The 13,727-nt window shown below is 62.1% G+C and carries 10 protein-coding genes; 8 read left to right on the top strand and 2 right to left on the bottom strand.

All coding sequences use genetic code 11. The annotated features are described in order from the left end of the window. Positions 1–3: 3 nt before the first annotated feature. The 5 genes from JAB4_RS07735 to JAB4_RS07755 all read left to right on the top strand — a co-directional run bounded on the left by JAB4_RS07735 (position 4) and on the right by JAB4_RS07755 (position 4,410). Complete coding sequence (locus JAB4_RS07735) at positions 4–963, top strand: CobD/CbiB family protein (RefSeq protein WP_070221851.1); 960 nt, start codon at positions 4–6, stop codon at positions 961–963. A gap of 223 nt (positions 964–1,186) precedes the next feature. Beyond that, positions 1,187–1,522, top strand: a complete 336-nt coding sequence (locus JAB4_RS07740; protein ID WP_070221850.1) for a DUF3579 domain-containing protein — start codon at positions 1,187–1,189, stop codon at positions 1,520–1,522. 81 nt (positions 1,523–1,603) lie between these two features. Next, a complete protein-coding gene (locus tag JAB4_RS07745; protein ID WP_070221849.1) occupies positions 1,604–2,053 on the top strand; it encodes a CBS domain-containing protein in 450 nt (149 codons plus the stop codon). Between the two features lie 78 nt (positions 2,054–2,131). After that, positions 2,132–2,950: an AraC family transcriptional regulator gene (locus JAB4_RS07750; protein ID WP_070221848.1), complete on the top strand. Its 819-nt coding sequence runs from the start codon at positions 2,132–2,134 to the stop codon at positions 2,948–2,950. Beyond that, a complete protein-coding gene (locus tag JAB4_RS07755) occupies positions 2,947–4,410 on the top strand; it encodes a carbon-nitrogen hydrolase family protein (protein WP_083287161.1) in 1,464 nt (487 codons plus the stop codon). The genes JAB4_RS07750 and JAB4_RS07755 overlap by 4 nt, the downstream gene beginning before the upstream one ends. 193 nt (positions 4,411–4,603) lie before the next feature. Here JAB4_RS07755 and JAB4_RS07760 read toward each other — a convergent pair whose 3' ends face one another. Beyond that, the gene (locus JAB4_RS07760) at positions 4,604–5,344 is read right to left on the bottom strand and encodes a GntR family transcriptional regulator (RefSeq protein ID WP_070221847.1); all 741 of its coding nucleotides are present in this window, start codon (positions 5,342–5,344) and stop codon (positions 4,604–4,606) included. A 387-nt stretch (positions 5,345–5,731) separates the two neighbouring features. Here JAB4_RS07760 and JAB4_RS07765 point away from each other — a divergent pair, with 387 nt between their 5' ends. From JAB4_RS07765 to JAB4_RS07775, 3 genes are all read left to right on the top strand, one after another. Then, positions 5,732–8,392, top strand: coding sequence for a TonB-dependent receptor (locus JAB4_RS07765; protein WP_070221846.1), 2,661 nt, complete (start codon positions 5,732–5,734; stop codon positions 8,390–8,392). 202 nt (positions 8,393–8,594) lie between these two features. Further along, positions 8,595–11,294: a TonB-dependent receptor gene (locus JAB4_RS07770; protein ID WP_070221845.1), complete on the top strand. Its 2,700-nt coding sequence runs from the start codon at positions 8,595–8,597 to the stop codon at positions 11,292–11,294. A gap of 111 nt (positions 11,295–11,405) precedes the next feature. Beyond that, positions 11,406–12,527 (top strand): heparan-alpha-glucosaminide N-acetyltransferase domain-containing protein, encoded by a 1,122-nt coding sequence (locus tag JAB4_RS07775; protein ID WP_070221844.1) that lies wholly within the window; start codon positions 11,406–11,408, stop codon positions 12,525–12,527. Here JAB4_RS07775 and JAB4_RS07780 read toward each other — a convergent pair. Then, complete coding sequence (locus tag JAB4_RS07780) at positions 12,524–13,723, bottom strand: DUF5009 domain-containing protein (RefSeq protein ID WP_083287162.1); 1,200 nt, start codon at positions 13,721–13,723, stop codon at positions 12,524–12,526. The two genes, JAB4_RS07775 and JAB4_RS07780, sit on opposite strands and share 4 nt — an antisense overlap. Positions 13,724–13,727: the final 4 nt, after the last annotated feature.

Here is a 13,727-nt window from a genome sequence, read left to right on the forward strand (position 1 = left end):
TTGATGACATTTCTCTCCATACTTTGCGCATTGCTGATCGAGCAGCTCAAACCTTTGCGCGCGGACAATCCGATCTACGCCGAAATCAAGAGCCTGGCGATGCGCATGGAGACCTGGTTCAATGCCGGCCACGCCAGCCACGGCCGCATGGGCTGGTTCCTCATGATCGGCGCGCTGATGGTGCCGACGGCGGGCGTGTACTGGATCTTGCTCCACTACCAGCTGACCCTGCTGGCCTTTGCCTGGAACGTCCTCATCGTCTACCTGACCCTGGGCTTCCGTCATTACAGTCATTACTTCACCTCGATCCAGCTGGCCCTGAGCGCCGGCGACGAAGCGACGGCGCGCACCTTGCTGGCCGACTGGACCAAGCTTGACACGGTGGGCATGGAAGCGAGCGAGATCGCCCGCATCGCCGTGGAAAAAGCCCTGATCACCACGCACCGCAATGTGTTTGGCGTGTTCTTCTGGTTCCTCATGCCGCTGGGTCCTGCCTGCGCCGTGATGTACCGCGTGGCCGAATACCTGGCGCGCGCCTGGAACGAGCCCGAGCACATGCGCAATGAAGCGTTCGGCCAGTTCGCCGCGCGCGCCTTTTACTGGATCGACTGGATCCCCGTGCGCCTGACGGCCGTGGCGTTTGCCGTGGTCGGCAATTTCGAGGACGCCATCTACGCCTGGCGCAATTTCGCCCAGCGCTGGCAGGACGAGTCCATCGGCATCATCCTGACGGCCGGCGGCGGCGCCATGGGCGTACGCCTGGGCACGCCAGCGGAAACGGCCGCGCGCGTGCTCGTCACGCCCGACATGGCCGTCGACGACAGCGACAGCGAAAGCGATATCCTGCCGGGCGAAGAGCCGGGCGCGCGCGCCTTGCAGAGCACGGTGGGCCTCGTCTGGCGCGCCTTGCTGCTGTGGATGCTGTTGCTGCTGTTGATGTCGGGCGCCGTTTTCCTCGGCTGACGCGGGCGCACATGCGCCATCCATGCGCCTTGCGCGTGGAACAAGGTTAAAATAGGGGCTGGCGCGCAAGCGTGCCGGCCCCTGTTTGCATCGTCAGGGCACATCGAGGTAGAACCCAAGTCTTCTATAAGATATAATACTGGCTTACCGCAGCAAACGTAGTTGACTACCAGCCCGGCTTACCCGCCGGGGCCATTCACGCAATCCAGTCCCGACAAGCCACATGGCCGAGTTATCTCAAAAAACAGGGGAACTCTCAGACGAGTTCTTCATCCTTGGTCTCACCAGCAATGGCAAGCAATTCCGACCCAGCGATTGGGCCGAGCGCCTTTGCGGAGTGATGTCCTGTTTCAATCCCGACGGCGGCGGGCGCAATGCGCACCTCCAGTATTCGCCCTACGTGCGCCCGACCGTCGTCAATGGCGTCAAGTCGGTGGTGGTCAACACCAAGCTGCGCGAGATCGAGCCGATGGCGTTTCACTTCGTGCGCGAATTTGCCAAGGATAACGACCTGCAGATCGTCGAAGCCTGCTTCTTGCCGCCCCCAGAAGAAAAGTAAGACCGTTTCAATTGATTTGCCTCAAACCCGCCACGGCGGGCTGGCGTAGCGTGGACACTCTGCCTCAAACGGAGTGGCGACATGCGCATCGGCGACATCTGTACCCTGCACACCATCCATTGCCAGCGTGACACCAGCGTGCAAGACGCCGCGCTGCTGATGCGCCAGCACCACGTGGGCGACCTGATCGTGGCCGAACAGCCGAACGGCGAACGCGTCCCCATCGGCATCCTCACCGACCGCGATATCGTTATTTCCGTCATCGCCCTCGGTCTCGACCCCGCCAGCCTGCTGGTGGGCGACATCATGAGCGCGCAGCTGCTCACCGCCAGCGAAGACGAAGACGTCTACGACATCATCGAACGCATGCGCGTCAACGGCATCCGCCGCCTGCCCGTGGTCAACAGCCTGGGCGCGCTTTCCGGCGTCGTCAGCATCGACGACTTGCTGGCCTTCCTGGCCCAGGAAATGGCCGAGCTGGCGCGCATCAGCAGCGGCCAGCTGGTCCACGAAAAGCGCACCAGAAAGTAAGCGCGTATTGCGCAATTCCGGTCAAGCCACGGCTTGCTGAAAATGCTACAGTCGCTGCTCGTTCAACGGGAAGCGTTCATGCACTATCTGGCCAAGGCACTCTGGTATATCGAATCGCATTATGCGGACGATCTCTCGCTCGGCGATATCGCCCACGTGGGCGGCGCTTCGCCATGTCATTTGACGCGCGCGTTCGGCCTGGCCACGGGCCACTCCGTGATGCGCTATGTGCGGGCGCGCCGGCTCAGCGAGGCGGCGCGCGCGCTGGCCCAGGGCGCGCAAGACATCCTTGCCGTCGCCCTGGAGGCCGGCTACAGTTCCCATGAGGCATTTACGCGGGCCTTCCGCGACCAGTTCCACGTCACGCCGGAAACGGTGCGGGCCCAGCGCCACGTCGCCAACCTGGCGCTGGTGGACGCCATCAAAATGGATGTGGCGCCGGGCGTGCCTTTGGCGCCGCCCCGTTTCGAGCAGGGCCCCGCCTTGCTGGTGGCGGGCCTCGTTGAGCGGTATTGCGCGGAATCGTCTGCCGGCATTCCCGCCCTGTGGCAGCGCTTCCTGCCCCATGTGGCGCCCGGCCAGCTCGTGTATGGCGTGTGCTGCAACAATGACGACGCGGGCAATTTCGACTACCTGTGCGCCATGGCGGTGGCCGACTTTTCCCAGGCTCCCGACGGCTGGGCGCGGCTGCGCATCGCGCCGCAGCGCTACGCCGTGTTTCATCACCGCGGCCACATTTCCACCATCCGCGCCACCTGGCATACCGTGTGGAACGAGTGGCTGCCGCAGTCGGGGCTGGAAGTGGCCAACGCGCCCGACTTTGAACGCTACGACCGGCAATTCGATCCCGCCAGCGGCGTCGGTGGCGTGGAAATCTGGCTTCCCCTGAAAGCATGAGCATGCCCGATACCTTGTCTGCGCCCATCCTGTTCGCCGGCACCACCGCGCTGCGCCGTCGCCTGTCGCAAACCGCCGCCGCGCTGGCGGCGGGCCTGCCCCTGTACTGGGTGCTGGGACCGCAGCCGCTGGGCCCGCTGGCCTGGTGCGCGCCGTTGCCCGTGCTGTGGCTGGCCCTGCGCGCGTCGCGCCGCGATGCGGCCTGGATGACCTTCCTGGCCACCGTGCTGGGTCTGTCATACAACTTCAGTTATTTTCGCCTGCTCATGCCCTTGCCGGCCGTGCTGGCCGTGATCACCGTCAAGGCACTGCTGTGGCTGCTGGTAGTGCTGGCCACGCGGCGCCTCGTGCTGCGTTACCGGGCGTCGTGGACGGTGCTGGCGTACCCCGTGCTGTGGGTGGCTATCGATACCCTGATGGCGGCCTTGCTGCCCGATGGTAACTGGGGCAGCCTTGCGTATTCGCAAGCGGACAATGTTGCCATATTGCAGGTAGCGGCCCTGGCCGGCGTGCCTGGCCTGCTGTTTCTGCTGTGCCTGGCGCCGTCCGCGCTGGCCTTGCTGCTGGCCGGCGGACGTGCGTATGCACCAGCGGCGGGGGCAACGTTGCTGCTGCTGGCGGCTGCGTTTGGCGGTGGCGCCTGGCGCGTGCACGGCGCACCGGCAGCAAGCGGGCCACTGGCGGGACTGGTGGCCATCGACGACTTCATCGGCCCGGCCACGCCGCCGGCACGCGCGCAAGCCGTCTGGGACCAGTACGCGCGCCACGTGGTGCAACTGGCCGGGCAGGGCGCCAGGCTGGTGCTGTTGCCGGAAAAGATAGCCGTGCTGGCGCCCGCGCAGGCGGATGCCGTGCGGCAGCGTTTCCAGGCGCTGGCGCGCAGCACGGGGGCGTGGATTACCCTGGGTATCGGCGTGCAGGATGCTGCCGGCCGGCGCAACCTGGCCTGGCTGTTCGCGCCCGATGGCGCCGCGCCCGTCAGCTATCAAAAACATCACCTGGCGCCGCCCGAGCGCGATTTTCTTGCCGGCAGCGCGTATGCCGTGCAGCCGGTGGCGGGGCAAGCCATGGGCCTGGCCATCTGCAAGGACATGCATTTCGCGCCCCTGGGGCAGGCGTATGGCGCGGCCGGGGTGCAGGCGATGCTGGTGCCGGCCTGGGATTTTCAGCTGGACGGCTGGATGGGCGCGCGCATGACGGTGGTGCGCGGCGTGGAAAACGGTTATGCCGTGCTGCGCGCGGCGCGCGAGGGGGTACTGACGGTCAGCGACGCGTATGGCCGCGTGCTGGCGGAACGGGCCAGCAGCGCCATGCCGGGCAGCACCTTGCTGGCGCCGCTGCCGGCGCACCCGTCCGTCGCCACCTGGGCTGGCTGGCTGGGGCCGCTGTTCGGCTGGTTCTGCGTGGCACTGGGCGTGATGCTGCTGTGTGCGGGACGCCGCGCCATGCCTTCTTCCTGATGGGAAAAGTCAGATTTTGCTGCAATGCGCAAAAACGCATTGCGCAGCCCTTTTTATATTCTCCGTACGCAGGTCACATAATCGCCGCCGATTCATTCGCCATGGCCGTGCATATAATAGGCGTGATGGCGGCATATATATTGCACTGCAATAAATGGTGTTATCTGGTATTCGTGAAATGCGGCGATTGGTATTAATTGGTACTTAATTCAGCCACGAAGTCATACATATCGCCGCGGAAGTAGGAGCGGCAAAATTCCACGGCGCGGCCATCGCGCAAAAAGCCCAGCCTTTCCACCGACAAGCCCGCGTCGCCTTCCTCCGCCTGCAGCAGGCTGGCCTGCTCGCCCGTCAGCAACAGCGCGCTGAGGCGCTGCAGGGCGCGCACGGGCCGGTTGCCCGCCTGTTCCAGCGCGTCGTACATCGACACGTCGACGGCGTCGAGCGCCGGCAGGCAACTGGCGACGATGGTCGCGTATTCCAGGCACATCGGTATTTCGTCCGCATAGCGGATGCGGTGGAAGCGGTACACGGGCGCGCCCGGCGACAGCCGCAGGCGCAAGGCCTCTTCCGGCGTCACGGTGCCCTCTGCGCGCTTGAGCCACACACTGCGCGGCGTGCGTCCGCGCGCCCGCATGTCCTCCGAAAAAGAGGTCAGTTTGGCGAAGTTTTTCTCGATGCGCGTATTGATGAAATTGCCTGAGCCGGGGCGCCGCACCAGCAAGCCTTCGTTGACGAGGCCATCGATGGCCTTGCGCACGGTGATGCGCGAGACGGCCAGGTCGCTGGCCAGCTGGCGCTCGGCCGGCAGGGCTTCGTCGGGGCCGAGGATGCGCTTGTCGATCGCTTCGCGCAGCGCGCGCTGCAGTTGCTGGTACAGGGGCAGGCTACTCGTCTGCCCCAGGCCTTGCATGATGTGAGCCAGGGTTGTCATACGCTGAAGGTCTCCGTTACGGCGCGTTGCAGACGCGCTCTGTATCTGTTTTATGTCGCTGGATAATACCAAAAAAGACCGTTATAAAACCAATTTGAATTATCAGGGCGGCAATTTATGCCTGCCCTCGCTGGTATTTACCCCGCTCATACGGGCTACAAATTGATTTCGCTGAAGTGGTCTGTGTGATTCAAACAACGTTATAAAAAAAAAGTTGCAACTGGTAGTGTTCTGGTATTGGATAGTAGTATATTGGCGTTGAATTGGTTTTGTAAGTGGTTGTGCCGAAGGGTCTGCAGCATGCCGCAGTAGTAGGCGGGCTGGAAAGAAGACCTACGTTAAAAATGAAAAGGTTCCAATCCTGGAGCCTAAATCAAGGGGGAGTACATGAAACGCAATTTGACACCTGCAGCTGCCGTCGTGAAATCCGGTTCGCGTAGCCGTACGCCGATCGCTGCGGCCGTTGCCGTGATGGTCGCCGGTCTGGCCTTATCGGCGCAGGCGCAGGAAGCGCCGGCCGACGACGTGGCCACCGTGGTGACGGTGACCGGCGTGCGTGCCTCGCTGGAAAAATCGCTGAAGCAAAAACGTAATGCGGATTCCGTGGTGGAAGTGGTGACGGCCGAAGATATCGGCAAGATGCCTGACCGTAACGTGGCTGACGCGATCCAGCGCCTGCCAGGTGTGAATACCCAATCGTCTGCCGGTGGCGAAGGCGGCTTCGGCGAAAACGATCGCGTCAGCCTGCGCGGCACCAGCCCCAGCTTGCAGCAAACCCTGTTCAACGGCCACGCCATCAGCACCGGCGACTGGTTCGTGCTGAACCAATTCGGCGGCAACGTGGGCCGCAGCAGCAGTTTTTCCTTGCTGCCATCCGAGCTGGTGAGCTCGGTAGTGGTGAAAAAGAGCGCCACCGCTGATCTGGTGGAAGGTGGCGTGTCCGGTGCGATCGACGTGATCACGCGCCGCCCCCTGGAGTTCAAGAACAAGCTTACGGCTGAAGGCTCGATTCAGGCCAACTACAATGACCTGTCGGAGAAAACCCAGCCGCAATTCTCCGGTATGGTGAACTGGAAAAACGACGACAATACGCTGGGGATCATGGTGCAGGGTTTCTCGCAAAAGTCGGAAGTGCGTCGTGATGGCCAGGAAATCCTCGGTTACACGGCGATTTCGGCCGACAAGGCTGCTGCGCAGGCGCATCCTGAGCTGGTGGGCGTACTGGCCCCTACCTTCATAGGCGCGAGTTTCTTCCAGCAAAAGAAAACCCGCGAGGGTGGTGCGTTTGACATCGAGTTCAAGCCGAATAAGGATCTGACGCTGGATTTGAATGGATTCTATTCGCAATTGAAGGCGCCGCATTCGAATACCAACCACCTAGCCGCGCCGAGTGGCTCGATCAATGCGGGGATGGTGCCGACGTCCTACACGGTGCGCAATAATACGCTCGTGGCGGCGAACTTCACGAAGAATGCCGGTGAGGTCGACAATATTTATCGCCCGGACGCAGGCGGTGAAACGTACTATCTGGACTTCAACTTCAAGTACCGCGCCAGCAAGGACCTGACCTTCACCGGCAAGCTGGGCAAGACCCATGGCGTGGGCTACGACCGTGATGATGTGTACTACCAAAACAAGGTCGATGGCGGTATGAACTATGCGCTCAATGGCATGAGTCCGGCTACCGTTTCCTATCCGGGCGGCACGACCACGGCGCCATTGGGTACGGCGTGGATCGGTGGCGGGGAATCGCAGTCGGTCGACAAGGAACTGTATACCCAGATTGATGGCGAATTGCGCCTGTCGAGCGGCATTTGGGATTCCATCAAGTTTGGCGCACGCTTCACCGACCATAAACGTACCGCCGAGCACCCATTTGAAACGGGTCCTGGCGCGACAGGTCTGGACAGTGCCGGCCCCATCTGGAACGGTACGCAGTATCCGGGTAATTTCGCTTCCAACCTGGGCGGCAATTTGCCTACCAACTATTTCCGCTATGACGGCGATGCCCTGGCAAAATGGGCGGCGATTCCGGGCAACCGCAATCCTGACCGCGTCGCTCGCCACAACTGGCGCGATGAATTCAAGCTGCAGGAAAAAACCCAGGCAGTCTACGGTATGGCCAATCTGACCGGCGATAACTGGAGCGGTAACTTCGGCGTGCGCGCCGTCCATACCAAGCAGTCCACGACGGTGAATGCCAGCGGCGGTCCGATCACAGGTTCCGCATTTGGCGCCTACTCGCAAAACACTTATGATCGCAGCTATAACGACTTCCTGCCTAGCGCCAACATCAAGTTTGATGTCCGCAACGATCTCGTTGTGCGCGCGGCATTGGCCAAGACCATTGCGCGCCCTGACTATAGCGCGTTGGGCGGCGCCGTATCGCTGAATGAGGATTCCCTGAGTGGTACCAAGGGCAACATTAACCTCAATCCTGTGCGTTCGAACAATGCCGAAGTCAGCGCCGAGTGGTATTTCGCGCCAAAATCGGCGGTCTCGGCCGGCATCTTCTACATGGATTTGAATTCGATCGTGGCGCAACGTAACGTCAACGCCACCTATTTCAATACCAAGGTTGGTGCTGACAGGGTGTTCCAGGTGACCGAGTCCTACAACACCAAGGGCAAGAACAAGGGCGTCGAGTTGAGCTATCAGCAACCGGTGTTCGGTGATTTCGGCGTGCTGGCCAACTACACCTACGCCGACGGCAAGCTGAACGATGGCAGCGAATTGCTGAACGCGTCGAAAAACACCTATAACCTGACCGCTTTCTACGAAGCACACGGTTTTAGCGCGCGCCTGGCCTACAACTATCGCTCGGCCTACAAGGCCGGCGTGGACCGTGGCGCCAGCCAGCACGTCGACGACAGCAGCACGCTGGCAGGTTCGCTCAACTACAAGATCAACGAGCACTTCACGATCACGTTCGATGCGCTTAACCTGACCAACGAAACCATCAAGATGTACGCCGAAAACAAGGATCAGCCACGCGCGTTCTACAGCAATGGCCGTACCTTCTATCTGGGCCTGCGCGGCAAGCTGTAAGCAAGACGATCCGGCCTGATGCACCCGCGTCAGGCCCGGTCTTCCTCGGTCTTTCAAGGCAAGTTCCTGTTTCAGGGGCTTGCCTTTTTTTTCGGCGCTCCCGCTGATCTTTGTCGCTTTCTGCTGCACCCCGTCGTTTGCCGTCTGTACTCATCCATAAAACCGTCCCGCCAGCGCGGCGGGCATCCATAACGAGGAGTCTATGAACAGCCGTTTGCATCCCGTATTACATCCCATCGCCGCCGCCGCAGCCTTGCTGTCCATGAGCATGGCTGCCCAGGCGCAGCAAGCCCCCATGCAGGAAGTGGTCGTGACCGGCATCCGCGCCTCGCTGGAGCAATCGCTGAGCCAGAAGCGCAACAGCGATTCAGTGATCGACGTCGTCAGCGCGGAAGACATCGGCAAGTTGCCCGACAAGAACGTGGCTGACGCCGTGCAGCGTGTGCCTGGCGTCAACATTTCCTCGTCGGCCGGCGGCGAGGGCGGCTTCTCGGAAAATGACCGGGTCAGCATCCGCGGCACCAGCCCCAGCCTGACGCAAACGCTGATCAACGGCCACGCCGTGGGCACGGGCGACTGGTTTGTCACGGACCAGGTGGGCACCGTGGGGCGCAGCGTCAGCTTTGCCTTGCTGCCGTCGGAAATCGTCAGCCGCGTCACCGTGCAAAAGAGCGCGCAGGCGGACCTGGTGGAAGGCGGCGTGGCCGGCTCCATCAATATCGAGACGCGCAAGCCCCTCAGTTTCAAGCAGCCGTTCACGGCGGAATTGGCCGTGCAAGCCATCTATGCGGACTTGCCGGGCAAGACCGATCCGCAGATGAACGCCCTGTTTAACTGGAAGAACGAAGCGAAGACCATGGGCGTGCTGTTCCAGGTGTTTTCCGAGAAGCGCCACGAGCGCCGTGACGGACAGGAATTCTTCGGGTATGGCGCCATCGACGCCGGCAGCCCTGCCGCGCAGAAATATACGGAACTGGCGGGTGTGCTGGCGCCGCTGGGCATCAACTCGGCCCTGTTCGAACAGGTACGCAAGCGCCAGGGCGGCAGCATCGACCTGCAATTCAAGCCGACGTCTGATTTGATGCTGGACGTCAACGGCTTCTATTCCAAGCTGGACGCAGCCAATTACAACCGCAGCTTTTATAACCAGCCCGGCGCTAATCTGAATGCCGTCGATAATGACGGCAAGCATGTGGGCGTGATTCCCAGCGCGTTTACGGTCAAGAACAACACCCTGGTGGCAGCCGATTTTCCCGCGTCGCAATTTCCTGCCGCGAATGCCACCACGCCGTACAACGGTCAGCTGTATCCGGCCCTGGTGGACCAAATCTACCGCCCTGGCTCGAATTCGTCGACCGCGTATGTGGACTTCAACGGCAGCTACCGCGCCAGCGAGCGCCTGCGCATCACGGGCAGCCTCGGCTACACGCGCGGCATCGGCGAAACACCCGTCGACCTCGGCTATGAGGCGGGCTTGACCGGTGTGGGCGTGTCGTACCAGCTGAACGGCCTGTCGCCGGCCAGGCTGAATTTCCCCGGTCTCGATGTTTCAAAGTTATCGAATGCGGTAACGGCATCGGCCTGGGGTTCGCATGTGGAAACCCTGGACACGGAAAAATACGGCCAGGCCGATGGCGAGCTGAGCATGGATTATGGCGTGCTGGAATCGCTGAAGTTCGGCGCGCGCTACGCGGAACACCACCGCAATGTGTCATGGCCGGAAAACCGCAGCTGCGCCGTGTGCGACGGCACGACGAATGCGCCCTTGCCGACATGGAATGGCGGCACCTACCCGGGCGACTATGGCAAGGGCCTGGGCGGCAATGCGCAGGGACGCTACTGGCAGCTCGATCCGGCCGACCTGGTGGCGTGGGCCAACAAGTATGACAATACGGGCGGCCCGAATTCGCGCAACTGGCCGGCTGAACTGGACGTGAAGGAAAAGGATAGCGCGGCCTACATCATGGCCAACCTGGCAGGCAACAAGTGGCGCGGCAACGTGGGCGTACGCGTGGTACGCACGCAGCAGACGACGGTGACGAACGTGCCGGGCGGCGAGAACCCGATCGGCCAGGAAAACATCTTTGGCACCTACACGCCCACCGTCGTCAAGCACAGCTACACGGATGTGCTGCCGAGCGCGAACATCAAGTTTGACCTCAGCAAGGACCTGGTGGCCCGCGCGGCGGTGGCGAAAACCATGGCGCGCGCCGACTACAGCGCCCTGGTGGGCGCCGTCAACCTGAACGACCAGTTGCTGACGGGAACGGGCGGCAATCCGGATTTGAAACCGATACGCTCGACCAACTACGACGCCACCCTGGAATGGTACTTCGCGCCGAAAGCCATGCTGTCCGTGGGGGCCTTCTACATGGACATGAAATCGTACGTGACGTTTGGTACGGCGCCCGTGAGCTACTACAATAATACCTTCAAGAAATTCAACACCTATGTGATCCAGTCGCCGACGAATATCGGCGCCAAGAACAAGGGTGTGGAACTCAGTTACCAGCAGGGCTTGTGGGGCGGTTTCGGCGTGGTGGGCAATTACACCTATACGAATGGCAAGGCCGACGATGGCGCCGCCGTGGTCGGCAGCTCGCGCGGCACCTACAACCTGGAAGGCTATTACGAGGACGAGCGGCTGAGCGCGCGCCTGGCCTATACCTACCGCTCCAGCTTCCTGGCCGGCCTGTTCAGCAGCTCGCCTCAGTATGTGCATGGCGTGGGCAACCTGGCCGCATCGCTCAACTACAAGATCGACGAGCGCTATTCGCTGACCTTCGATGTGCTGAACCTGAACAATCCGGTGCTCAAGTATTACGGCGCCAACCAGGACCAGCCGACGGCCCTGTATTCGAACGGCCGTCAATTCTATTTTGGTCTGCGTGCCAAGTTGTAGTGGATAACGCCTGAGCAAACCTGCCGAGTGGCGGTTTGTTCAGGCGGCGTCATTTTTCAGGCCTTCCGCCACAAGCGGTGGGCCTGCTTTTTTATTTGGAATTGTTTGACCATGACTATTGCTTCTCAACGCTACCTCGCCCTCGACGTCCTGCGCGGCCTGACCGTCGCCCTGATGATCGTCGTTAATACGCCTGGCGACTGGGGCGCCGTGTATGCGCCTTTCCTGCATGCCGAATGGCATGGATTTACCCTCACGGACCTGGTCTTTCCCAGCTTTTTGTTTGTCGTCGGCAATGCGCTGGCCTTTGCGCTGGGCAAGTATGAATACCTGGGACACGGCGCCGTGCTGGCCCGGCTGTGCAAGCGCAGCGCGCAGATCTTTCTATTGGGCTTTTTGCTGTACTGGTTTCCCTTCTTCAAGATCGACGACGCGGGCCAGTTCGCCTGGTCGCCGTTGTCGCACACGCGTATTCCCGGTGTGCTGCAGCGTATCGCCGTGTGCTATCTGGCCGCCGCCCTGATCCTCCATTACGGGAAGACGCGCGGCGCGCTCGTCTTCAGCGCCTGCGCCTTGCTCGGCTACTGGGCCATCCTGGCCTGTTTTGGCGACTACAGCCTGCACGGCAATGCGCCGGCCAAGCTCGACCTGTTTCTGCTGGGCGACAGCCATTTGTACCATGGCGAAGGCATCGCCTTCGACCCGGAAGGCGTGCTGGGCACCTTGCCGTCCATCGTCAATGTGATTGCCGGCTACCTGGCGGGGAGCTTCGTGCGCCAGGCGGCGCCGACGCAATGGCGTTCCAGCCTGGTTCGGCTGGCCGTGGCCGGCGCCATGTGCGTGGCCGTGGCCCTGTGCTGGAATGAAGTGTTTCCGATCAATAAGAAGCTGTGGAGCAGCTCCTATGTGATGCTCGGTATCGGCCTGGACTTGCTGCTGCTGGCGCTGCTGATGTTCATCATTGACGTGCGCAAGATCACGGGCTGGACGTATTTTTTTGAGGTCTTCGGTAAGAACACCCTGTTCATCTACCTGGTGTCGGAAGTGCTGGTGATCATCGCGTTTACCGTGCGCATCGGCGGCGGCAACCTGTACCAGTGGCTGTACCAGCACTGGTTTACGGGCTGGGCGCCGGCGCGCGTTGGCTCGCTGCTGTTTGCCGTCAGCTTCATGCTGCTGTGCTGGCTGATTGCCTACGCCATGGACAAGCGCAAGATCTACATCAAGGTCTAAAATTTTAATTTCAGCCCGTAACGCGTGGCCAGGGCAGTGAAGAACAGCATCAGGGCGGTGACGGCGGCGGCATTCCACAGGCCGGCCGCGCCGCCCGTTTCCCAATACGGCCACCAGAAGCGCGGCAGGTGCAGCACGGCCGCCAGCTGCTGCCACAGGTCGGGCACGATGTAGGCGAACAGGGCATTGGTGCCGGCCGGCACGAGCACCACGGCCCAGGCGCGCCAGCGCCACACGTCGATGACGATGTAAAACACGAGGAACAAGGCCAGGATGAGGGCGCTGCACACGAGCGTGTAGGATTCCGTCGCGGCGATCTTGTTGATGTGGTGATACGGCCGCAGCAGCATGCCGGCCGCGAACATGCCCAGCGCGAACCACGCCATGAAGCGGATGCGCTGCCCATGGCGCAGGGCCGCGCCGCGCAGGAACAGCTGGCCCACCACGGTGCCGGCCAGTACATTGGCGGCCGTCGAACCGAGCACTTGCGGCACGTTGACGAAGGCGTTGACGCCTGCCGGCAGGAAATCGAGGCTGCCCGCCGTGCCGCCCATGTACAGCATGAGCAGCAGGGCGAACATGCCCATCAGGGCCGTGCCGCTGCCCCGGCACCCCAGGTACAGCAGGCTGCACAGCAGGTAGGACCAGCCTATCATGCCGAGGATGCCCCACCAGGACGGCTGCAGCCAGGTGCTGGAAAATTCGCTGTTCAGCTCTCCGCGGAACGTCGCCAGCAGGAACAGCATCAGCGCGCCGCCCACGGCCAGCTCCAGCTTGCCCGCGCCCTGGCGCCACAGCAGCATCATGGCCACGTAAAACAGCAGGAAATACAGGGCGTGCGGCAGCGGCGCCGCCTGCGCATCGTAGCGGTAGGCATTCGCCAGCACCACGCCGGCCAGCATCAGGCTGGCGGAGCGCCACAGCAGGCGTCCCAGCAGGGCGGGCGTGACGTGGCCGCAATGGCGCTGCAAGGCCAGCGGTATGGCCATGCCGACCATGAACAGGAAGCCGGGAAAGACCAGGTCGGGCAAGGTGATGCCGTCGGCGCGGGGCCCCGCGTGTTCGAGCCACCAGGCGATGCCGGGCATGCCGGCCAGATAGTTGACCCAGATCATGACGACGATCACGCAGCCGCGGAACGCATCCAGGCTGGTCAATCGTTCAGGTGCAGGTGCGGGAGCGGTGGCTGGCGGCATGGGT

This window comes from Janthinobacterium sp. HH102, assembly GCF_001758625.2.
Classification (GTDB): domain Bacteria; phylum Pseudomonadota; class Gammaproteobacteria; order Burkholderiales; family Burkholderiaceae_D; genus Janthinobacterium.